The organism is Isoptericola sp. NPDC056573, from assembly GCF_042793335.1.
In the GTDB taxonomy this organism is placed as follows: domain Bacteria; phylum Actinomycetota; class Actinomycetes; order Actinomycetales; family Cellulomonadaceae; genus Isoptericola.
The window spans coordinates 410786-431838 of sequence record NZ_JBHTUY010000004.1; the positions used below are offsets into that span (position 1 = coordinate 410786).

General features: G+C 74.0%; 22 protein-coding genes and 3 tRNA genes. 10 read left to right on the top strand and 15 right to left on the bottom strand.

What is annotated here, in order from left to right:
• Positions 1-142: 142 nt before the first annotated feature.
• Together lpdA and rnhA are read right to left on the bottom strand one after the other, a co-directional pair.
• The gene (lpdA, locus tag ACFQ8E_RS09370; RefSeq protein ID WP_430550297.1) at positions 143-1546 is read right to left on the bottom strand and encodes a dihydrolipoyl dehydrogenase; all 1404 of its coding nucleotides are present in this window, start codon (positions 1544-1546) and stop codon (positions 143-145) included.
• Between the two features lie 52 nt (positions 1547-1598).
• Positions 1599-2018, bottom strand: a complete 420-nt coding sequence (gene rnhA / locus ACFQ8E_RS09375) for a ribonuclease HI (protein ID WP_430550383.1) — start codon at positions 2016-2018, stop codon at positions 1599-1601.
• 123 nt (positions 2019-2141) lie between these two features.
• On the opposite strand from rnhA, the gene ACFQ8E_RS09380 reads away from it, so the two are divergent.
• From ACFQ8E_RS09380 to ACFQ8E_RS09390, 3 genes are all read left to right on the top strand, one after another.
• Entirely contained in the window at positions 2142-3005 is an 864-nt protein-coding gene (locus tag ACFQ8E_RS09380) for an LLM class flavin-dependent oxidoreductase (protein WP_430550298.1), read from the top strand.
• Positions 3006-3120: 115 nt separating this feature from the next.
• A complete protein-coding gene (locus tag ACFQ8E_RS09385; protein WP_430550299.1) occupies positions 3121-4095 on the top strand; it encodes a hypothetical protein in 975 nt (324 codons plus the stop codon).
• Positions 4092-4496 (top strand): GntR family transcriptional regulator, encoded by a 405-nt coding sequence (locus tag ACFQ8E_RS09390; RefSeq protein WP_430550300.1) that lies wholly within the window; start codon positions 4092-4094, stop codon positions 4494-4496. The genes ACFQ8E_RS09385 and ACFQ8E_RS09390 overlap by 4 nt, the downstream gene beginning before the upstream one ends.
• 106 nt (positions 4497-4602) lie before the next feature.
• Here ACFQ8E_RS09390 and leuD read toward each other — a convergent pair whose 3' ends face one another.
• Entirely contained in the window at positions 4603-5241 is a 639-nt protein-coding gene (gene leuD, locus ACFQ8E_RS09395) for a 3-isopropylmalate dehydratase small subunit (protein WP_430545816.1), read from the bottom strand.
• A 38-nt stretch (positions 5242-5279) separates the two neighbouring features.
• Positions 5280-6755 carry a 3-isopropylmalate dehydratase large subunit gene (gene leuC, locus ACFQ8E_RS09400; protein WP_430550301.1) on the bottom strand — a complete coding sequence of 492 codons (1476 nt, stop codon included), beginning with the start codon at positions 6753-6755 and terminating at the stop codon, positions 5280-5282.
• Between the two features lie 190 nt (positions 6756-6945).
• Here leuC and ACFQ8E_RS09405 point away from each other — a divergent pair, with 190 nt between their 5' ends.
• The 3 genes from ACFQ8E_RS09405 (at position 6946) to ACFQ8E_RS09415 (ending at position 8800) form a co-directional block, all read left to right on the top strand.
• On the top strand, positions 6946-7665 hold the full coding sequence (locus tag ACFQ8E_RS09405) for an IclR family transcriptional regulator (protein ID WP_079574616.1): 720 nt from the start codon (positions 6946-6948) through the stop codon (positions 7663-7665).
• Between the two features lie 152 nt (positions 7666-7817).
• Positions 7818-7985, top strand: a complete 168-nt coding sequence (locus ACFQ8E_RS09410; protein WP_176168850.1) for a hypothetical protein — start codon at positions 7818-7820, stop codon at positions 7983-7985.
• Positions 7986-8002: 17 nt separating this feature from the next.
• The gene (locus ACFQ8E_RS09415) at positions 8003-8800 is read left to right on the top strand and encodes a PH domain-containing protein (RefSeq protein ID WP_430550302.1); all 798 of its coding nucleotides are present in this window, start codon (positions 8003-8005) and stop codon (positions 8798-8800) included.
• Positions 8801-8895: 95 nt separating this feature from the next.
• On the opposite strand, the gene ACFQ8E_RS09420 is transcribed toward ACFQ8E_RS09415, so the two are convergent.
• The 3 genes from ACFQ8E_RS09420 to ACFQ8E_RS09430 all read right to left on the bottom strand — a co-directional run bounded on the left by ACFQ8E_RS09420 (position 8896) and on the right by ACFQ8E_RS09430 (position 9255).
• Positions 8896-8968: transfer RNA gene (locus tag ACFQ8E_RS09420), tRNA-Glu, on the bottom strand.
• Positions 8969-9032: 64 nt separating this feature from the next.
• A tRNA-Glu gene (locus ACFQ8E_RS09425) sits at positions 9033-9105 on the bottom strand.
• Positions 9106-9183: 78 nt separating this feature from the next.
• A tRNA-Gln gene (locus tag ACFQ8E_RS09430) sits at positions 9184-9255 on the bottom strand.
• A gap of 155 nt (positions 9256-9410) precedes the next feature.
• On the opposite strand from ACFQ8E_RS09430, the gene ACFQ8E_RS09435 reads away from it, so the two are divergent.
• On the top strand, positions 9411-10220 hold the full coding sequence (locus ACFQ8E_RS09435; RefSeq protein WP_430550303.1) for a class I SAM-dependent methyltransferase: 810 nt from the start codon (positions 9411-9413) through the stop codon (positions 10218-10220).
• A 7-nt stretch (positions 10221-10227) separates the two neighbouring features.
• Here ACFQ8E_RS09435 and ACFQ8E_RS09440 read toward each other — a convergent pair whose 3' ends face one another.
• The gene (locus ACFQ8E_RS09440) at positions 10228-11136 is read right to left on the bottom strand and encodes a LysR substrate-binding domain-containing protein (RefSeq protein ID WP_430550304.1); all 909 of its coding nucleotides are present in this window, start codon (positions 11134-11136) and stop codon (positions 10228-10230) included.
• Positions 11137-11205: 69 nt separating this feature from the next.
• On the opposite strand from ACFQ8E_RS09440, the gene ACFQ8E_RS09445 reads away from it, so the two are divergent.
• Positions 11206-12426 (top strand): YeiH family protein, encoded by a 1221-nt coding sequence (locus ACFQ8E_RS09445; RefSeq protein ID WP_430550305.1) that lies wholly within the window; start codon positions 11206-11208, stop codon positions 12424-12426.
• A gap of 13 nt (positions 12427-12439) precedes the next feature.
• On the opposite strand, the gene ACFQ8E_RS09450 is transcribed toward ACFQ8E_RS09445, so the two are convergent.
• The 6 genes from ACFQ8E_RS09450 to ACFQ8E_RS09475 all read right to left on the bottom strand — a co-directional run bounded on the left by ACFQ8E_RS09450 (position 12440) and on the right by ACFQ8E_RS09475 (position 17710).
• Positions 12440-13180 (bottom strand): HAD family hydrolase, encoded by a 741-nt coding sequence (locus ACFQ8E_RS09450; RefSeq protein ID WP_430550306.1) that lies wholly within the window; start codon positions 13178-13180, stop codon positions 12440-12442.
• Entirely contained in the window at positions 13177-14634 is a 1458-nt protein-coding gene (gene gltX, locus ACFQ8E_RS09455; RefSeq protein WP_430550307.1) for a glutamate--tRNA ligase, read from the bottom strand. The genes ACFQ8E_RS09450 and gltX overlap by 4 nt, the downstream gene beginning before the upstream one ends.
• A gap of 45 nt (positions 14635-14679) precedes the next feature.
• Positions 14680-15345, bottom strand: a complete 666-nt coding sequence (locus ACFQ8E_RS09460; RefSeq protein ID WP_430550308.1) for a nitroreductase — start codon at positions 15343-15345, stop codon at positions 14680-14682.
• 62 nt (positions 15346-15407) lie between these two features.
• Positions 15408-15959 (bottom strand): NUDIX hydrolase, encoded by a 552-nt coding sequence (locus ACFQ8E_RS09465; protein ID WP_430550309.1) that lies wholly within the window; start codon positions 15957-15959, stop codon positions 15408-15410.
• A gap of 1 nt (position 15960) precedes the next feature.
• Positions 15961-16743 carry a fumarylacetoacetate hydrolase family protein gene (locus ACFQ8E_RS09470; RefSeq protein WP_430550310.1) on the bottom strand — a complete coding sequence of 261 codons (783 nt, stop codon included), beginning with the start codon at positions 16741-16743 and terminating at the stop codon, positions 15961-15963.
• 55 nt (positions 16744-16798) lie between these two features.
• Positions 16799-17710 carry a class I SAM-dependent methyltransferase gene (locus tag ACFQ8E_RS09475; RefSeq protein ID WP_430550311.1) on the bottom strand — a complete coding sequence of 304 codons (912 nt, stop codon included), beginning with the start codon at positions 17708-17710 and terminating at the stop codon, positions 16799-16801.
• Positions 17711-17801: 91 nt separating this feature from the next.
• Here ACFQ8E_RS09475 and ACFQ8E_RS09480 point away from each other — a divergent pair, with 91 nt between their 5' ends.
• Positions 17802-19004 carry a heparan-alpha-glucosaminide N-acetyltransferase domain-containing protein gene (locus ACFQ8E_RS09480; protein ID WP_430550312.1) on the top strand — a complete coding sequence of 401 codons (1203 nt, stop codon included), beginning with the start codon at positions 17802-17804 and terminating at the stop codon, positions 19002-19004.
• Here the strand turns inward: ACFQ8E_RS09480 and ACFQ8E_RS09485 are convergent.
• Positions 18952-19998, bottom strand: coding sequence for a saccharopine dehydrogenase family protein (locus ACFQ8E_RS09485; protein WP_430550313.1), 1047 nt, complete (start codon positions 19996-19998; stop codon positions 18952-18954). The two genes, ACFQ8E_RS09480 and ACFQ8E_RS09485, sit on opposite strands and share 53 nt — an antisense overlap.
• A gap of 70 nt (positions 19999-20068) precedes the next feature.
• Between ACFQ8E_RS09485 and ACFQ8E_RS09490 the strand changes: the two genes are divergently transcribed.
• Positions 20069-21013 carry a GlxA family transcriptional regulator gene (locus ACFQ8E_RS09490; protein WP_430550314.1) on the top strand — a complete coding sequence of 315 codons (945 nt, stop codon included), beginning with the start codon at positions 20069-20071 and terminating at the stop codon, positions 21011-21013.
• Positions 21014-21053: the final 40 nt, after the last annotated feature.

A 21053-nucleotide genomic window follows, 5' to 3' on the forward strand; every position in this document is an offset into this window, starting at 1 on the left:
CGGCCGCGGCCCGCTTCTTTTGTTTAACCCCCCCCGCGTGGGGCGGGGCGCGGGCCCCCCCCCCCCCGCACCCCCCGCGCCCGGGGCCCGCGGCGCCCCGCGCCCCCGGGCCTCTGACGTGAGATCCGGTCTGACCTGTCGGTCAGAAGTTGATCATGTGCCCCACGATGCCGTGGATGGACTCCTGGATCGCCTCGGACAGCGTCGGGTGGGTGTGCACGTTCCGCGCCACCTCGTCGGCGGTGAGGTCCCACTTCTGCGCGAGGGTGAGCTCGGGCAGCAGCTCGGAGACGTCGGGGCCGATCATGTGGGCGCCGAGGAGTTCGTTGTACTTGGCGTCGGCGACGATCTTGACGAAGCCGGTGGGGTCGCCGAGGCCGTGGGCCTTGCCGTTGGCCATGAACGGGAAGGAGGCGACCTTGACGTCGTAGCCCTCGTCCTTGGCCTGCTGCTCGGTGAGGCCGAACGACGCGACCTGCGGGGAGCAGAACGTGGCACGCGGCATCATGCGGTAGTCGCCGAGGGTCTGGGTCTCGGCCCCGCCGATGGTCTCGGCGGCGACGACGCCCTGCGCCTCCGCGACGTGCGCCAGCATGAGCTTGGCGGTGACGTCACCGATGGCGTAGATGTGCGGCACGTTGGTGCGCATGTGGTCGTCGATGGCGATGGCGCCGCGCTCGGTGAGCTGGACGCCGGTGCTCTCGAGGCCGAAGCCCTCGACGTTCGGCGCGAAGCCGACGGCGGAGAGGACCTTGTCGACGACGATCTCGCCGGGCTTGTCGTCCTTGACGCCCTTGTAGGAGACGGTGACCGACGAGCCGTTGTCCTTGATGGTCTGGACGGCGGTGGAGGTGAGGAGCTTGATGCCGAGCTTCTTGTACTGCTTGGCGATCTCCTTGGAGACGTCCGCGTCCTCGTTCGGCAGCGCACGGTCGAGGAACTCGATGATCGTGACGTCCACGCCGTAGTTCTTCAGGACGTAGGCGAACTCCATGCCGATGGCGCCGGCGCCGACGATGGCGATCGACTCGGGCAGCTCGCGCGTCATGATCTGCTTCTCGTAGGTCACGACGTTCTCGGACAGCTCGACGCCCGGGAGCAGCTTGACCTGCGAGCCGGTGGCGATGATCGCGTTGTCGAACGTCACCGTCTCGGTGCCGCCCTTGTTGAGCGCCACCTCGATCGTGTTCGCGTCGCGGAACGTGCCGCGGCCGTCGTACTCGGCGATCTTGTTCTTCTTCATGAGGAAGTGGACGCCCTTGACCCGGCCGTCCGCGACGACGCGGGACCGGTCGAACGCCTTGCCGAAGTCGAACGTCACGTCACCCGACATGCCGAAGAAGTCGGCCTGGTGGTTGAAGATGTGGGCGAGCTCCGCGTTGCGCAGCAGCGCCTTGGAGGGGATGCAGCCCACGTTGAGGCAGACACCACCCCAGTACTTCTCCTCGATGATGGCGACGGACTTGCCGAGCTGGGCCGCGCGGATCGCGGCGACATAGCCGCCGGGGCCAGCCCCGAGGAGGACGACGTCGTAGTGGGAAGCCATGGGCCCAGCCTATTAGCGCGCGCCACCCCCTGCGGCGTGACGTCCGTCGCACCTAGCGGACGGAGTCCACGCCCAGGTTCGCGAGCTCGTCGGCGCGCTCGTTCCCCGGGTCGCCGGCGTGCCCCTTGACCCACACCCAGCGCACGTCGTGCTTCGTGACCTCGGCGTCGAGGGCCTGCCAGAGGTCCACGTTCTTCACGGGCTTCTTGGCCGCGGTGGTCCAGCCGTTGCGCTTCCAGCCGGCGATCCAGGTCCTCATGCCGTTCATCACATACGAGGAGTCGACGTGGATCACCACGGTGCTGGGCCGCTTGAGTGCGCGCAGCGCCTCCACGACGGCGGTGAGCTCCATGCGGTTGTTGGTGGTGACGGTCTCGCCGCCGTAGAGCTCCTTGGTGTGCTCTCCCGACTTCAGCAGCGCGCCCCAGCCGCCGATGCCGGGGTTGCCCTTGCACGCACCGTCGGTCCACATCTCGACCAGGGGCTTCTCGATCTCGTCAGGCACCCGCACACCCTACGTTCCCCGTGTTCCACGGCCGTGTCGGACGCCGCACGTAGCGTCGGCTCACACCCCAGGACGACGAAGGAGACGCACATGAGGTTCGGTTTCGTCGGCAGCTTCGGCACCCCGCGGCAGAACGTCGACCTCGCCCGCGAGTGCGAGGAGCACGGCTGGGACGGCTTCTTCAGCTGGGACGGCATGAGCATGGGCGACTGGGGTGGCGACGCCCTGACGGCCTGGGACCCGTTCGCCGTCCTCGCGGGGGCCGCGGCCGTGACGGAGCGCATCACGCTCGGCGCGATGGTCTTTGCGGTGCCGCGGCACCGGGCGTGGGAGCTGGCCCAGCGCGCCCTGACGGTCGACCAGCTGTCCGGTGGGCGCCTCGTGCTGCCGGCCGGTGTCGGGGTGCTGGACGACCGCGGCTTCACGTCCGTCCCGGGGCAGGTGACCGCCCTGAAGGACCGCGCGCAGGCGCTCGACGAGACGCTCGAGTGGCTGCGCACGTCGTGGTCGGGCGAGACGTTCGAGGCCGACGGCGCGCAGGTGCGCACGGGCCCGTTCCGGTTCGCCGCTCCCCCGGTGCACGGCCACATCCCCGTCTGGCCCGTCGGCGTCTGGGACGCCACGAACCCGCCGCTGAAGAACCTGCACCGCACCCTGCGCTGGGACGGGATCGTCGTGCAGGCCCGCGGCGCGACGCCGGAGGAGGCGGAGGCCGGCCCTGACGCCGTCCGCGAGCTCACCGCGTGGATCGCCGAGCAGCGCGGTCCCGACGCCGGCCCGTTCGACGTCGTCGCGTCGGGCCTGCTCTCGTCCGACGCGAGCGAGGCCCGCGACCAGGCCCGCGCCTTCGCGGACGCCGGCGCGACCTGGTTCGTCGACTCGTGGTGGGACCCGGAGGCGGCGACGCCGGAGCGTCTGCTCGAACGGGTGCGCCAGGGGCCGCCGCCGCTCTGACGCGTCCCTGGGAACCGACCCTGGACGGCGTCCGTCATCGATGGTTGAATTCAATGGTTCAACTCATTGACTCATTGGTCGTGGGGCCGGCGACGCCGTTCCCTGGGAGGTTCTCGTGATCGCAACCGTCGCGGCAGTGGTGCTCACCGTCATGCTGCTGACCGCGCTCATCGTGGCACTCGTCGGGCTCGTGCGGCGGTTCGCAGCCCAGCATCCTGCCGACGACGGCGGGGAGGCCGCCCGCGCGGCCCGTCGGCACGAGGCGACCATGTCGGCGATCGCCCTCGGGGCCGCGGCCGTCACCGCGCTCACGCTCGTCACGCTGCCGGTCACCTGGCCGGACCGGGCGTCGGCGCCCGGCCTCGCGCAGACCCTGGCCCCGTTCGCGGTCGCGCTGGTCTTCTGCGCCGTCCGCGCGGTCGGCGAACGCACGTGGCCGCGCCCGGCCGGCGAGGTGCGCACCGCGCCGCTGGGCCGCCGCAGCGTGAGGTCGCTCGGCGGGGCCCGCCTCGTCGCCGTCCTTGCCACCGCGGGCGCCGTCGTGGCCGCGCTGGTCGCGACGGGACTGACCGCGGACCCGACCGGCCGCGCGTTCTCGACCGGGCCGGTCGCGCTGCCGGACGGAGGCACGATCGCCGGCTCGTCCGGGCCCTACCCGGGCTGGGCGTACGGCGTCCCGATGCTGCTCGGCCTCGCCGTCGCCCTCGGGGCGACGCTCGTCGCACTGACGGCGATCGTCCGCCGCCCACCGCTGCACGGTGTCCCCGCCCGGCACGACGACGCCGTACGCGCCACGAGCGCCGCCCGGCTGCTGGGCGCGGTCCAGGTGTGCCTCGGCCTCGCCCTGGGCGGCACCCTCATGCTCGCCGGCAGCGCCGTCCAGTCCCAGGGCCACCACCTGCTGCTCGACGACGTCCCGACGCAGGGCCTGGTGTCGATCGGCGCCGTGGTGGGGTTCTCCGGCGTCGCGATCGCCCTCGCCTCCCTCGTCGCCGGACTGTTCGCCGCCTCGGCCCGGCCGGCGAGCCCGACGGCGCCCTCGACACCCCCGCCGTCGGAGGCCGCACCGACCGCCCCGGCCACCGCATGAGCGACCTCGTCGTCTCGCTCGCGTCGCCGGTCCCGGTCTACGAGCAGATCCGGTCACAGGTCGCCGCCGCGGTCGCCGTCGGCACGCTCGGGCCCGGCGACCGACTGCCCGCGTCGCGCGACCTCGCCCGCGACCTCGGCATCGCCGTCGGCACCGTGCAGCGCGCGTACCGCGAGCTCGAGGCCGCCGGGATCGTCGTGTCCCGGCGCCGCACGGGCACCGTCGTCGCGCCTGCATCCCCCGCGGGCGCCGCGGCGGGCTCGAGCGCGACCAGCACCCCGCCCGCCGAGATCGTCACGGGAGCGCACGCCCTGGTCGCCGCGGCGCGCGACGCGGGACTCGACGACGACGCCCTGCTCGACGTCGTCCGCGGCGCCCTGGCCGCGCACCGAGCGCCGTAGGACCGTCACGGGGCACGAGCGACCGGAAACGCATCGAGCGTGCCGACTCGTGCCTCAAGCAGGCCGTTTGAGGAACGAGTCAGCACGCTCGATGGCGCGGGTGGGGTCAGCCGACCGGGCGCGCCGGCTCGATCGGGACGCTCGGCAGGTGCTTGGCCGGCAGCGTCTTCGGACGCCAGGCCGCACGCTCGGCCTCGAAGGCCGCGATGTCGTCCTCGTGCTGCAGCGTGAGGCCGATGTCGTCGAGGCCCTCCATGAGGCGCCAGCGCGTGTAGTCGTCGATCTGGAACGGCACGGTGACGTCATCGGCGTGCGCGGTGCGCGCCTCGAGGTCCACGGTCACCTCGGTGCCGGGCTTGGTCTCGAGGATCTTCCAGAGGATCTCGATGTCCTCCTGCGCGACGATGCCCGCCACGAGGCCCTGCTTGCCCGAGTTGCCGCGGAAGATGTCCGCGAACCGGGGCGCGAGCACGACCCGGAAGCCGTAGTCCTTGAGCGCCCAGACGGCGTGCTCGCGGGACGAGCCGGTGCCGAAGTCGGCGCCGGCGACCAGCACGGAGCCGGCCTTGTACGCGTCCTGGTTGAGCACGAACGTGGGGTCGCCGCGCCAGGCGGCGAACAGCGCGTCCTCGAAGCCCGTGCGGGTCACGCGCTTGAGGTACACGGCGGGGATGATCTGGTCGGTGTCGACGTTGGTGCGGCGCAGCGGCACCCCGACGCCCGTGTGGGTGGTGAACTTCTCCATGACGAACTCCTGGACGATCTTCTGCGACGGGGTGGGGGTCAAACGAAGGACGGGGCGGACAGCGGCGCCAGCGGGGTGCCGTCGAACGTCGTGAGGTCGACGTCGCCCTCGAACTCGAGGTCCGAGACCGACGACAGCGTGCCGCGGATGGCCGTGGCGGCGGCGACGAGCGGCGACACGAGGTGCGTGCGCCCGCCCTTGCCCTGGCGACCCTCGAAGTTGCGGTTCGACGTCGACGCGGCGCGCTCCCCCGGCTGGAGCTGGTCCGGGTTCATGCCGAGGCACATCGAGCAGCCGGCGTTGCGCCACTCCGCGCCGAACTCCTTGAAGATGACGTCCAGGCCCTCGGCCTCGGCCTGCAGGCGCACGCGCGCCGACGCGGGCACCACGAGCACGCGCACGTCGTCGGCCTTGTGCCGGCCCTGGAGCACCTTGGCCACCGACCGCAGGTCCTCGATGCGGCCGTTGGTGCAGGAGCCGATGAAGACCGTGTCGACCTTGACGTCGCGCAACGGCGTGCCGCCCTCCAGGCCCATGTACTCCAGCGCGCGCTCCGCGGTGACGCGCTCGTTGGCGTCGGCGATCTCGGCCGGCACCGGCACGGAGGCCGACAGCGGCAGGCCCTGGCCCGGGTTGGTGCCCCAGGTGACGAACGGCTCGAGGTCGGCCGCCTCCAGCACGACCTCGGCGTCGAACTCGGCGTCGTCGTCGCTGCGCAGCGTCGTCCAGTACTCGACGGCGGCGTCCCAGTCCTCGCCCTCGGGCGCGTGCGGGCGCCCCTGGAGGTAGTCGAACGTCGTCTGGTCGGGCGCGATCATGCCCGCGCGGGCGCCGGCCTCGATGGACATGTTGCAGATGGTCATCCGGGCCTCCATCGAGAGCTTGCGGATGGCCTCGCCGCGGTACTCGAGCACGTAGCCCTGACCGCCGCCGGTGCCGATCTTGGCGATGATCGCCAGGATGATGTCCTTGCTGGTGGCGCCCGGGGGCAGCTCGCCGTTCACCGTGATCGCCATCGTCTTGAACGGGGCGAGCGGCAGGGTCTGCGTGGCGAGCACGTGCTCGACCTCGGAGGTGCCGATCCCGAAGGCCAGCGCGCCGAACGCGCCGTGCGTCGAGGTGTGCGAGTCACCGCAGACGACGGTCAGGCCCGGCATGGTGAGGCCGAGCTGCGGGCCCACCTGGTGGACGATGCCCTGGTCGGCGTCGCCCAGCGAGTGGATGCGGACGCCGAACTCCTTGGCGTTGTTGCGCAGCGTGTCGATCTGCGTGCGGCTCGTGAGGTCCGCGATCGGCAGGTCGATGTCGAGCGTCGGGGTGTTGTGGTCCTCGGTCGCGATCGTGAGATCGGGACGGCGGACGGGGCGCCCGGCGAGGCGCAGACCCTCGAACGCCTGCGGGCTCGTCACCTCGTGCACGAGGTGCAGGTCGATGTAGAGGAGGTCGGGTGCCCCGTCGCTGCCACGACGCACCAGGTGCGCCTCCCAGACCTTCTCTGCCAGCGTGCCGGCCATCATGTGCTCCTCGTCCGCCGCGTCCCCGCGGCCTTCGTGCGTGTGCTGTGTCTCGGTCGATCTCGTCGGCGTTCTCACCGGTCGATATCGTCGGTCGGACCCCGGAGGGCCCGGTCCGCGAGACGGTTCCGTCCCGTGAGATGCGGTCCCCGACTTGCAATCTCAGTGACTGAGACGTCAATATCGTCCTATGGACGATACTAGCGGAGTCGGCGTACTCGACAAGGCCGCGTCCGTGCTGGGCGCTCTGGAGGCTGGTCCCGCCACTCTGGCGCAGCTGGTCTCCTCGACCGGGCTCGCCCGCCCCACGGCGCATCGCCTCGCCGTCGCCCTCGAGCACCACCGTCTCGTGGGCCGCGACATGCAGGGCCGGTTCGTTCTCGGACCGCGCCTCAACGAGCTCGCGACGGCGGCCGGCGAGGACCGGCTGCTCGCCGCGGCCAACCCCGTGCTCACGGCACTGCGCGACCACACGGGCGAGAGCGCCCAGCTCTACCGGCGCCAGGGCGACCATCGCGTCTGCGTGGCCGCCGCCGAGCGACCGGTCGGCCTGCGCGACTCGATCCCCGTGGGCGCCACCCTCACGATGCACGCGGGTTCCGCGGCGCAGATCCTCCTCGCCTGGGAGGAGCCGGACCGCCTGCACCGCGGCCTGCGCGAGGCCGTGTTCACCGCGACGATCCTCTCCGGCGTCCGACGCCGCGGGTGGGCGCAGTCGGTCTCCGAGCGCGAGCTCGGCGTCGCGTCCGTCTCGGCCCCGGTGCGCGGGCCGTCCGGCCGGGTCGTGGCGTCCGTGTCCGTCTCCGGGCCGGTCGAGCGCCTCACCCGCCAGCCGGGCCGCCTGCACTCCGCCGCCGTCGTCTCCGCCGCCAACCGCCTGACCGAGGTGCTGCGCCGCGCCGGCGAGTGACCCGTCTCCCCCACCAGCACCGATCCAGGGCCCGGCCCGCCGCCACTGCACGCGGCGCGCCGGGCCCGGTGCTGTCGGGCCCCCGCCCAGGTCAGTACGCTCCTGGCTGACGGGGCAGCCCTGCCCTGAGACCCGAGAGGCGTGAGGACCTGATGCCCGCGAAGGCCAAGACCCTGCTGATCTGGATCGTCGTGATCTTCCTGATCTACGCGATCGTGAGCAGCCCTGACCGTGCGGCGAACATCGTCACGGCGATCTGGGACTTCATCACCAACGCGTTCTCCAGCTTCGGGCAGTTCTTCGCGAACCTGACCGACTGACGACGGCCGGAGAACCCGTGACCACCGACGAGAGGCGCCAGCGCGACGCGGTGCGCGCGCACGCGCACCTGCGTCGGTACGTGCTGCCGAACGAGCGGGTCATCGTCGCGACCCGGCACCACTGGGCGCTGCTCCTCGAGCCGATCGCGACGACGGCCGCCGCGTTCCTGCTGATCGGCACCATCGTCATGTCGACCCCGGTCGACGTGCGCCCCACCGTGGGGTGGCTGTGGGTGGTGTGGTTCGTCGTGGCCGGTCGCCTCGCCTGGAAGTGGCTCGAGTGGCGCTACGAGTGGTTCGTCGCGACCGACAAGCGGCTGCTGCTCCTGTACGGGCTCGTCGTGCACAAGGTCGCGATGATGCCGATGAAGAAGGTCACGGACATGGGGTACTCGCGCAGCCCCACGGGCCAGGTCCTCGGCTACGGCCGCTTCGACATGGAGTCCGCCGGCCAGGACCAAGCCCTGCGCACCATCAGGTACGTCCCGCGCCCGGACTCCACCTACCGCACCCTGTGCGACACCCTCTTCACGCCGGGCGGCTCGCGCCTGGACGATGACGACGACCTGGGCGGCGGCCCCGCCCGGCCGGCCGACGGCGCGCCCGGCGCGCCGACCGTCGTGCCCGGCCGCGAGACGTCCGAGGGCCCCCGTCCCATCACGCAGCCGATCGCCGTGCAGCCGCCCCACCCGGCGCCCCGCCCGCCCGAGGCCCAGCCCAGCGCCGGGGCGCACCCGGTGACCTGGAAGCCCACCGGCGCGAGCTACGACCACCCGCGCAGCGACGGTGCGATCGTGCCCGACCCGTTCCTCTGAGCCGGTTCCGCACTGAGCCGGTTCCGTCGGGAGCCGTGGAACGACGAAGGCCCGGTCCGCGTGGACCGGGCCTTGCGTGTGAGATGCCTGCTGTGTACCCCCAGCGGGATTTGAACCCGCGTTACCGCCGTGAGAGGGCGGCGTCCTAGGCCGCTAGACGATGGGGGCCTGGAACTGGCTCCGGTCTTGCGACCCGAACCGTGCGACCGTCCGTCGAGACGGACGGTCTGCGTACCCCCAGCGGGATTTGAACCCGCGTTACCGCCGTGAGAGGGCGGCGTCCTAGGCCGCTAGACGATGGGGGCCTATGACCCGGTGGTCTCGAGGACCTCCGTGCCGGTGAGAACTCTACACACCGCACCAGGCGGGTGAAGAGCGCTGCGCTGGGGTACCAGGACTCGAACCTAGACTAAGAGAATCAGAATCTCTCGTGCTGCCAATTACACCATACCCCAATGGATCGAGCCTTCCGGGCAAATCCGACATGGTGATCGGAGCGCCGGCGTCAGGCCCAACGTCGGAAAACATTACCGGACAGGTGGCCGTCGTCCAAAACGCGTGCAGGGTGCCGTGCGTCACGCCGCGACCCCACCCGTGGCAGGCTCGCGGCATGGCCCCCTCGACTCCCCCGTCACCCTCGTCCGCGTCCGCCCCGGCCGGGCGCGACCCGCACGACCACGCCGACCGCGCGGCCTCGTTCGACCGGGACGCCGACCTGTACGCGCAGGTCAGGCCCACGTACCCGCGGGACGCCGTCGAGTGGCTGCTGCCCGCGGGCGTACGGCGGGTCCTCGACCTGGCCGCCGGGACGGGCAAGCTCACCGAGGTCGTCGTCGACCTCGTCGCGGCGGGCACGGACGTCGTCGCCGTCGACCCGTCGTCGCCCATGCTCGGCGAGCTGTCCGCGCGGCTGCCGGGCGTCACCACCCACCAGGGCACCGCCGAGCGCCTCCCGCTCCCGGACGCGTCCGTCGACGCCGTGCTCGTCGCCCAGGCGTGGCACTGGTTCGACGTCGACGCCGCCGCGACCGAGATCGCCCGCGTCCTGCGCCCGGGCGGCACGCTCGGCGTCGTCTGGAACGACCGCGACACCGCCGTCGACTGGGTCGCGCGGTTCGGCGAGATCCTGCACCGGGGCGACCGCCTCGAGCCCGCGGCAGGCCACGTCCCTCTGACCGGCGTCGGCGACCCGTTCACCGCGGTCGAGGCCGCCACCTTCCGCTGGGTCGACCGCCTCCCGGCCGGGGCGCTGCGCGTGCTCGCCGGGACGCGCAGCTTCCTCCTCACCCTGCCCGACGACGAGCGCGCCGCGCGCCTGGCCGAGGTCGACGCGCTGGAGGCCACGCACCCCGACCTCGTCGGCCGGGCCGAGGTCGAGCTTCCGTACGTCACGTCCGCCTACCGCGCCCGGCGGCGCTGAGCACCGGTCAGCGCGCGCCGGCCACCGCGGCGAGCCGTCGGGCCGGCGCGGACAGGGACGCGCCGTCGCGCCACACCACGCGCAGGCGACGCGAGAGGTCGAGCTGCGCGATCGGCACGGTCACGAGGTGGCCCGCGGCCACGTCGTCGGCCACGGTGAGGGCGGACAGGACGGTCACGCCGTCCCCGTGCCGCACGGCGGACTTCACGGCCGCCGTGGAGCCCAGGGCGGTGACGTGGGACGGCAGGCGCACCCCCGCCTGCCCGAGCGCGTCCTCGAGCACGTCGCGGGTGCCCGAGCCGGCCTCGCGCAGCACGAGGTCGCCTGCGGCGAGGCCCGCCGGGCTGACGGACCGCCGTCGTGCCCAGGGGTGCGCGGGGGCGACGACGGCCACGAGCTCGTCGTGGGCCACGGTGCGCGAGCGCAGGCCACGGCGCACGGTCGGGCTCTCCACGAACCCGAGCTCGGCCGCACCGTCGAGCACGAGCTCCATGACCTCGCGCGAGTTGCGCACCACGAGCTCGACGTCCGGGGCCGTGCCCGAGCGCTCCCGCTCCCCGCGCCCGAACGCGGCGAGCCAGCGCGGGGCCAGGTACTCGGCGATCGTCAGGCTGGCCGCCACCCGCAGCCCGGGCACGGGTGCGGACCGCAGGGCGGCGGCCGCGGCCTCGAAGCGGTCCGTGGCGTCCACGACGTCGCGGGCCGCCTCCGCAACCTGACGCCCGACGGCGGTGAGGGCCGTGCCGCGCGGCCCGCGGGAGAGCAGCTCGAGGCCCAGCCGTCGCTCCAGCCGGTGCAGCCCGGCGGACGCCGTGGGCTGGGACACCCCGGCGGCCCGCGCGGCGGCGGAGATCGAGCCGTGGGCGTCGAGGGCGACCAGCAGCTCGAGGGCGGCCAGCGGTGGACGGTCTGCCATAGCGTCAGTCTATGGATCGATCGGCACCTGGCGCTTCCGGGTCGCCGGGCGGTTCGCGAGCCTGGTCACGTGCCCACCGCTCCGCCTCCCACCCCGACCACCGGCCCGACCACCGGCCCGACCACCGGCCCGACCACCGGCCCGACCGCAGGCCCGACCGCGGACCCGACGCGCCGGACTCCTCCCGGCGCGTCCCGCCTCGGCCCCGGCCTCGCGCTGGCCGCCGTGGCGACCGTGGCCCTGCTCGGCGTCAGCCGCTTCCTGGCCCCGATGACGAACGGGGCCCTGTCGCCCCTGGTCCTGGCGCTCGTGGCCGGCGCGGTGCTCGGCTCCGCGCTGGGACGGTTCGTCCCCCGGGGCGGCCGCGCCGCGCGGTTCGCGGAGCGGGTCGGTCCCGGCACCGACTGGACGGCGCGCACCGTGCTGCGGGCCGGGGTGGTGCTGCTCGGGCTGCAGCTCTCCGTGCCCGACGTGCTCGCGCTGGGCTGGCGCGGCATCGCCGTCGTCGTCGTGACCGTGGCGGGCACGTTCGCCGCGATCCTCGGGCTCGGGCGGCTGCTGCGGGTACCGCGGACCACCTCCCTGCTGGTCGCGACCGGGTTCTCGATCTGCGGCGCCGCGGCCGTCTCCGCGATGACGAGCGTGCTGGAGCGCGACCCGCGCACGGGGGCGGCGGCGCCCGCCCGGCTGCGCGACGACGTGGCCGCGGCGCTCGCGCTCGTCACGGTCTACGGGACGGTCGCGATCTTCGTGCTGCCGCCGCTGGCGGGCGCCCTCGGGCTCACCGACCACCAGGCGGGTCTCTGGATCGGCGCGAGCGTGCAGGAGGTCGCCCAGGTGGTCGCCGCAGCCGGCACCGTCTCGGCCGCCGCGCTGGCCACCGCGACCGTCACCAAGCTCGCGCGGGTGGTGCTCCTCGCGCCCCTGGTCGCCGGTGCGGGCGCGCTGCTCTCACGGCGCGCGGCGGCCACCGCGGCGCCCCGGGACGGCGCGCCGGACGACGTCGCGCCCGGGACGGGCGGGCGCCGCGCGCCCCTCGTCCCCGGGTTCGTGCTGGGCTTCCTCGCCGCGGTGCTGGTGCGCAGCACGGGCCTGCTGCCCGACGTCGTCACCGCCACCGCCCAGCAGCTCACGACGATCCTGTTCGTCGCCGCGATGTTCGCCCTCGGCACCGGCGTCGACGTCCCCCGCCTGGCACGGACCGCACGGCGTCCGCTCGTGCTCGGCGCCCTGGGCACCGTCGTCGTCACGGGGCTGGCGCTCGCCGCCGTCCTGGTGCTCGCCCCCTGAGCGAGCGGTCAGCTCAGAGGCCGAGGGCGGCGGGCAGGCCGGCGAGGCCGGGCAGCACGACGATCCCGTCGGCGCGCAGGGCGTCGGCGTCCACGTGGTGCTCGTCGTCGCGGCGCGCGCCCGGACGGTCGAGCCAGACGCCGACGAGGCCGGCGTCACGGGCCGCGCGGGCGTCGGTGGTGGGCTCGTCGCCAACGTACGCGGTGCGCGCGACGTCGGTGCCCAGGCGGCGGGCGCCCTCGACGAAGACGTCGGGGTGCGGCTTGCCGTAGCCGAGCGTGTCCACGCCCACGAGCACGGGGACGCCCTCGAGGCCGGCGGCACGCAGCTTGCGCTCCTGGAGCTCGGTGTACGCGTTCGTCACGACGCCGATCCTGACGCCGGAGCCCCGCAGCGCGTCGAGGGCCGCCGCGGAGTCCTCGAAGGCCGCCCACGACCGCTCGAACGTGCCCCAGAAGAGCGCGTCCCAGTCGGCGAACGTGTCCTCCGTGACCGGCTCGCCCCCGAAGGTGCGGTGCAGCAGGTCGGCACGCAGCCGGCGCTGCGTGAGGGCGTCCGTCTCGCCGCGCGTGAAGCGCTTGTAGTAGCCGCCCGGGTCGGTGCGCCAGTGCGCCAGCAGCTCGGGATAGCGGTCCGCCGGCACGTGCGGCAGGTACTCGACGGCCACGGCGGTCAGGGCCTTGGCGAACCCGCCCTTGGTGTCGACGAGCGTGTCGTCGACGTCGAGCAGGACGCCGTCGACGAGCGCCGTCACGCGGTCGCGCCGTCGGTCGTCGCGGCCTCCGCGGCGAGGCGGGCCAGTGCCGCGTCGACGCGCGCGAGCGTGCGCTCGCGGCCGAGCACCTCGAGGGACTCGAAGAGCGGCAGACCGATCGTGCGGCCCGTGACGGCGACGCGCACGGGCGCCTGCGCCTTGCCGAGCTTGAGGCCGTGCCGCTCCCCCACCGTGGTGACGAGCTCCTTGAGCGGCTCCGCCTCCCAGGTCCCGAGGTCCGCGAGCGCCGTCCGGGCGTCGGCGAGCAGCTCGGCGGCAGGGGCCTTCATCGCCTTGGCCCACGACCGCTCGTCACGGACGGGCTCGTCGAGGAAGAGGAAGTCGACGTTGTCCGTGATGTCGGCGAGCAGCGCGACGCGCGACTGCGCGAGCGGGGCGACCTCGGCGAAGGCCGCGGCGTCGAACTGCTCCTCCGACCACGGCGCCTTCGGGGCGTGCAGCCACGGGTCGACGGCGGCGACGAAGTCCTCGACGGACATCGCGCGGATGTACTCGCCGTTGAACGACAGCAGCTTCTTGACGTCGAAGAACGCCGACGCGCTGTTGACGTCCTCGATGCGGAACCGCTCGACCAGCTCGTCGAACGGGAGGATCTCCTCGTCGTTGCCGGGCGCCCAGCCGAGCAGCATGAGGTAGTTGACCATCGCAGCGGGCAGGTAGCCCTCGGCGAGATAGTCCTCGAGCGCGACCTTGTCGCGGCGCTTCGAGAGCTTCTGGCGCTTCTCGTTGACGATCACGGGCAGGTGGGCCCACGTGGGCGGCTGCGCGCCGAGCGCCTCCCACAGGAGCTGCTGCTTGGGCGTGTTCGGCAGGTGCTCCTCGCCGCGGATGACGTGCGTGATGCCCTCGTCGAGGTCGTCCACGACGTTCGCGAGCAGGAACACGGGCGAGCCGTCCCCGCGCGCGACGACGAAGTCCTCCATCGCGGAGTTCGGGAAGGTCGGGTTGCCGCGGATGAGGTCGACGACCTGCGTCTCGCCCTCGTCGGGGGTGCGGAAGCGCAGCGCCCGGCCCGGCTCGTAGGTGAGGCCGCGGTCGCGGCAGAAGCCGTCGTAGCCGGAGTGCGCGTTGCCGGTGCGGGCGGCGACGTCGTCGCGGGTGCAGTCGCAGTAGTAGGCGCGGCCGGCCTCGTACAGGCGGGCCGAGGCCTCGCGGTGCTTCTCGACGTTCTGCGACTGGAAGTACGGGCCCTCGAACGTCGGGTCCTCCGCGTGCATGCCGAGCGCCGCGAGGGCGTTCAGGATGCCGTCCACCCACTCGGGCTTGTTGCGCGCGGCGTCGGTGTCCTCGACGCGCAGCACGAACGTGCCGCCCTGCTGCTTGGCGACCGCCCAGTTGAACAGGGCGGAGCGGGCACCGCCCACGTGGAACATGCCCGTCGGGGACGGGGCGAAGCGGACACGGACGGCGGAGGAGCCTGCTGCGGGGATCACGGGGCCAGCGTAGTTCGCCGCGGACGGGCCGCGACGACGGCCGGGTCACGCCCCGACGAAGCTCACGGTCTCGCCGAGGTCCGCGCGCCCGGTCCGCAGCGGGGGCACGCCGTCCTTCTCGTACCCCACCGAGACGCCGCAGAGCAGCACCTGCCCGTCGTCGGCCCCGACGATCTCGCCGACGGTGGTGCGGTACGTCGTCCACATCACCTGGGGGCAGCTGTGCACCCCCTCCGCCCGCAGCAGCAGCATGACGGTCTGCAGGTACATCCCGGCGTCCGCCCACTGTCCGGGGCCCATCGACCGGTCGAGGTAGCAGAACAGGACGGCCGGTGCCCCGAACGCCCCGGAGTTCAGGGTGGCGATCTTCCGGGGCCGGTCCGGGTCGTCGCGCTCGATGCCGAGCGCGGCGTACCGCTGGGCGGCCGCGGCGGCGAAGCGGTCCACGTACGGGGAGGGCAGCCCGTCCGGGTACATGGGGTACTCCCGCTCGTCGCCCGGGTCGCCCGCGAGCGCCCTGGCGGTCGCGCGCCGCTTGAGCTCGGCGAGCGGGCCTCCCGTGACGACGTAGACGCGCCACGGCTGGAGGTTCCCGCTGGACGGCGCCCTCGTCGCCGCCGTCAGGACGCGCCGGAGCACGTCCCGTGGCACCGGCTCGTCGCTGAACGCCCGCACCGCCCGGCGGCTGTCCACGGCCTCGTACACGTCCACGCGCTGGTCTCCTCAGTCCTCGGCTGATCGGTCCTCGGCGGACGGCCCGGCGGCGCGCGCGGTCATCGCGGGCCCGTGACCCGCACGCGGTCGACGGCGAGGGCGACCATGGCCGCGAGGTCCGGGTTCGGCAGGTCGTCGACCGGCCACCACCGCACGTCGAGCGACTCGTCGCTCACGGCGTGCCGGGCGCCGTCGGGCGCGACGGCGACGAAGCGCACGTCCAGGTGGTGCGCGTCGCCGCCCGGCCCGCAGAACGGCACGGCGTGCTCGTCGAGGTGCACGGGCACGGGGTCGAGGTCGACGTCCAGGCCGGACTCCTCGACCGCCTCCCGCCGCGCCGCGGCGAGCAGCGTGCCGTCGCCGGGCTCCGCGTGCCCGCCGAGCTGGAACCAGCGGCCCGCCTTGGCGTGCAGGGTCAGCAGCACGCGCGAGGCGTCGGCCGACAGCACCACGGTGGACGCGGTGACGTGGTCCGGGCGGCAGGTACGCAGCACGCCGTCGGGGTGCGCCTCGAGGTGCGCGACGAACCGGTCCCGCAGGGCGCGCTGCCCCGGGTCGGCCGGGTCCATGCGCCGCAGCACGGACCGGGCGTCGTCGGTGAGGTCCGGCACCTCAGTCGCGGCGGAACACGGGGTTGGCGAGGACGCCGATGCCCTCGACCTCGCACTCCACGTGGTCGCCGTGGTCGATGCGGCCCACCCCTGCCGGGGTGCCGGTGAGGATGACGTCGCCCGGCAGCAGGGTCATCGCCTTGCTGATGTACGACACGAGGAACGGCACGTCGAAGACCATGTCGGACGTGCGGCCGTCCTGCTTGAGCTCGCCGTTGACGCGGGAGCGCACGGCGACGTCCTCCGGGTTCAGGTCGGTGTCGATCCAGGGGCCCAGCGGGCAGGACGTGTCGAAGCCCTTGGCTCGCGCCCACTGGCCGTCGGTGCGCTGCGCGTCACGGGCGGTGACGTCGTTGGCCACCGTGTAGCCGAGGACGTACGACCGGACGTTCTCGGGCTCCACGTCCTTGGTGACCTTGGAGATCACGACGGCGAGCTCGGCCTCGTAGCTGACCTCGCGCGTGAACTCGGGCAGCACCACCGGGTCGTCGGGGCCGACGACGGCGGTGTTGGGCTTGAAGAACAGCAGCGGCGTGGCCGGCACCTCGCCGCCCATCTCCTTGGCGTGGTCGGCGTAGTTCTTGCCGACGGCGACCACCTTGGAGCGCGGGATCACCGGGGCGAGCAGCCGGACGCCGTCGCCCAGCTCGATCCGCTCCCCCGTCGGCATCGCCGGCATGTAGAGCGGGTCGCCGCCGAGGACGGCGAGGAACGTCTTGTCCCCCTCGTGCTGGACGAGGGCGAAGCGGGGGTCGTCTCCGGTGGTGAATCTCGCGATGCGCACGCGCCCAGGTTACGCGGGGAGCGTGCGCACCGCGGTCGGGCGCGGTCGGGTGCGGTCAGGCGCGGGCGAGGACCTCGCCGTGCAGGATGGCGAACCAGCCGTCGGGCGCCTGCGCCCACGCCTGCCAGTCCTGCGCGATCTGCTCGAGCGCGACGTCGTCGGCCAGGCCCGACTCCTTGGCCTGGACCGCGAAGTTGGACTCCACGCAGCGCTCGGCCCACAGCTCGCCCCACCACTGGCGGTCGGTCGGGGTGGCGTAGCACCACGACGACGCGGACGGCACGATGCCGTCCAGCCCGGCCTCCTGCACCCACGACATGAGCCGACGACCGGCGTCGGGCTCGAAGCCGTACGCGTGCGTGACCTCGTGGTACAGCTCGTTCCACTCCGTCAGCCCGGGGGTCTCCGGGTACCAGGCCATACCCGCGTAGTCGGCGTCGCGCACCGCGACCATCCCGCCCGGCTTGGCGACGCGCTTCATCTCGCGCAGCGCCGCGACCGGGTCGGACAGGTGCTGCAGCAGCTGGTGCGCGTACACGACGTCGAACGAGTCGTCGGCGAACGGCAGCTCGTAGGCGTTCGCCTGCTGGAAGCGGACGTTGCCGTAGCCCAGCGCCTCGGCGTGCTCGCGCGCCGCCTCGAGCACCTTGGGGCTGGCGTCCACGCCCACGACCTCGCCGCCGGCGAGGATCCGGGCGAAGTCGGCGGTCACGGTGCCGGGGCCGCAGCCGACGTCGAGCAGCGACATGTCGTCGCGCAGGTGCGGTACGAGGAAGCCGGCCGAGTTCTGGGCCGTGCGGGAACGGTGCGAGCGCAGCACGGACTCGTGATGGCCGTGGGTGTACGACTCGGACTCCTTGCTGGGCACCGTGTGGTGCGTGCTGGGTGCCTCGATCGCGTCGTTGAGGTCGGCACCGGCGGGTTCGGGGTCGCCCTGGGGTGCGGGCTCCGCGCTGAGGTCACTCATGCTCCTACCGTAGTGACCGCGCGGCCCGCAAGCCGCGACGTTCTCACGCACCGGGACGACGCGCGCCACAGGGCGGTGGCATCATCGCGCCATGACCGCGGCCACAGGCGCGCCGACCTCCCGTCTTCGTACCGGGGTGCGCGCGGGCCTGCGCCGCCTCGGCGGCGGCCCGGGCCGCGTCCCGGGCGTCGACGTCGCCCGCGGGATCGCCGTCCTGGGCATGTTCACCGCCCACGTGGGCGTGACGACGCCCGACGCCGGGCCCGCCTGGTGGCTGCTCGACCTGTCGCACGGGCACTCGTCGATCCTGTTCGCCCTGGTCGCCGGCGTCTCCGTCGCGATCGTCACCGGCGGGCCGCGGACCCTCGACGGCGATCCGCTGCGGCGGGCGCGCCTCCGCCTGCTCGTGCGGGCCGCGCTGCTCCTCGTGGTCGTGGCGCTGCTCGACCTCCTCGGGACACGTGTCGCCCTCATCCTGGGCTTCTACGCCTGCTACTTCGTGCTCGCCCTGCCGTTCCTGCGCTGGCGGCTCCCGCGCCTCCTCGCGCTCGCCGCGGTGGTCGCGCTCGTCGGGCCGCTCCTCGCGTACTGGGGGCCGGAGGCGCTGCTGCGGGCCGGGCTGCGGCTGCCGCACGACGGCTCGGGCGCCGTCACCGACTTCGTGCTCACCGGCCACTACCCCGCGGTCGTCTGGATGGCGTACGTCCTCGCGGGGATGGCGATCGGGCGCTGCGACCTGCGCTCGCCGCGCCTGCGCCGCGGGCTCCTGCTCGGCGGGCTGGCCGCGTGGGGCGCCTTCTCCTTCCTGTCCGCCTGGGCGGTCGGTGCCGCCGGCGGCGAGGAGGTCGTGCTGTCCTCCCAGGTCATGGCGCGGCAGTCGGTGGACCCGCCGCCGTTCGCCTGGGACGACCCGTGGCCCGGCGTCGCCGGGCTGTTCCTCGACGGCCCGCACGACGACACGACCTTCGAGGTGCTCGCGTCGGGCGGGTTCGCGGCGGCGGTCGTGGGCCTGTGCCTCCACGTCGGGCGGGTCGGGCGGTGGGCGCTGGCCCCGATGGCCGCGGTCGGGTCGATGGCCCTGACCGTGTACTCGCTCCAGATCGTGGCCATCTGGCGCTGGGACCTGCTCGGGTCCACCACCAACGGCCCCCTGGTCGCGATGGTGCTGGTCACGCTCGCCGCGGCGACGGCGTGGCGGTTCCTGCTCGGCCGGGGCCCCCTCGAGCGCCTGGTCGGCGCCGTCAGCGACCGGGCTGCAGGTCCGCCGACGCGTCCGCCGGACGTGTCGTCGTGAGCCCGGCGGGGTGCGCCTCCAGGGCCGCGAGGACGTCCGTCGCGTCGAAGGCCTCGGCCGGGGCGAGGGCGCCGGCGCCCCGGTGCCGCCCGGCCAGCAGCCGGACCACCCCCTCCGCGAGGATCGGGGCGGAGACGGCGTAGATGTCCTGGCCCGCCGCGGCCAGCCGACACATGGTCGCGCCGCGCCGGACGGCGACGTCGACGACGAACTGCTGCGGCGACCGCTCCCCGCCGGTCGGGGGCGGCGTCCGCTCGTCGCGGAGCTCCTCGAGAGGCCCGGACGCCAGGTACGAGGTGAGCTCCCCGACGGCGAGGTGGCGCGTGACGGTGAGCACCTCCGAGAACGGCAGCCGGACCACGGGCTGCTCGCCCAGCGGCGCCGGGAACGGCCACCGGCCCGGCGGCGAGGGGTCGGCGAGGGGCACGAGACGACCGCCGCGGACGACCAGGCGTGTCGCGGTGTTCCGCGCCCCCGTGACGCGGGTGCCGGCCGTGGGCCACCAGTGGTCCAGCCCGACGGCGACCTCGACGGTGTCGGCGTCCCGCTCCCCCTCGAGTGCCGCGGTGACGAGCAGGTCGGCGAGCCCGCCGTAGAAGGCCATGGCGGGGACGACGGCGACCCCGGCGGCGCGGGCGGGCGCGTCGAGCTCGTCGTAGACCTGCTGCACCGCCGGCTGCTCGGCGGTGACGTCGAGGTAGTGCGCCCCGGCCGCGACCGCGGCGCCCGCCAGCGGCAGCGCGGTGTCGAGGAACGGGCCGGCGCAGTTCACCACCACGGCGACGCCGTCCAGGGCGGCGCGCAGGGCGGCGGAGTCGTCCACCCTCGCCGCCCGGACGTCGAGGCCGGGGTACCGCGACGCGACGCCCGCGAGGCGCTCGGCGTCGCGGCCGGCGAGCACGGGCGCCAGCCCGCGCCGGACCAGCTCGTCGACGACGAAGCCGCCCGTGTGCCCGCCGGCGCCGTAGACCATCACTGCCTCAGCTGTCTGCATGGCTCGATCCTGCTCACCGCGTCGTCGCGCGACGAGCGTCCCGAACGACATGGTGCGTACAGTTTCGGACATGCCGCGCCTCGCACTCGTCCTGCACGACACCGGCATGCTGTACGAGACGGCGATCGCCGTCGAGGTCTTCGGCGTCGACCGCGCCGAGCTCTCCCCTGCTGGCACCTGGTACGACTTCGTGGTCTGCACGCCGGACGGCGAGCCCCACCCGTGGCTGCCGGGCGCGCGGACCGCCCCGTACACCGAGCTGTCCCGGGTCGACCGCGTCGTCGTGACGTCGACCGACGACCCCGGCGCCGCACCGGACCCGCTTCTGCTCGACGCGCTCCGGACCGCGCACCGGGGCGGCGCCACGATCGCCGCCCTGTGCACGGGCGCCTTCGTCCTCGCGGCCGCCGGTCTGCTCGACGGCCGGGAGGCGGCCACGCACTGGATGCACGCCGACGACCTCGCCCGCCGCTACCCCCGGGTCCGGGTGCGCCCCGACGTCCTGTACGTCGACGACGGCGACGTCCTCACGTCGGCCGGCAAGACCGCCGCGCTCGATCTGGCCCTCCACCTCGTGCGCCGCGACCTCGGCGCCGCCGCCGCCAACGGCATCGCCCGCCGCCTGGTCGTCCCGTCGCACCGGAGCGGGGGCCAGGCCCAGTTCGTCGCGACGCCGCCCTCCCCGCGCACCGGCTCCGGGCTCGCCCCGACGCTGGAATGGGCTCGCGCACGGGTCGACCGGCCGCTGACCGTGCGCGACCTCGCCGCGCACGCCGGGCTCAGCACCCGCCAGCTCGCCCGCCGCATGCAGGCCGAGGTCGGGTCCGGGCCGCTCGACTGGCTGCACCGGCAGCGGGTCGCGCGAGCGCAGGAGCTCCTCGAACGCACCGACGCGTCGATCGAGCAGGTCGCGGCCGGCTCGGGGCTCGGCACCGCGGCCACGCTCCGGCGACACTTCCACCGCAGCGTCGGGGTCGCTCCCGCGGCATACCGGGCCGCGTTCCACGTCCGCTGAGCCACCGGGAGCGGCGGGCGGCGCCGGCACCGCCGGAGGT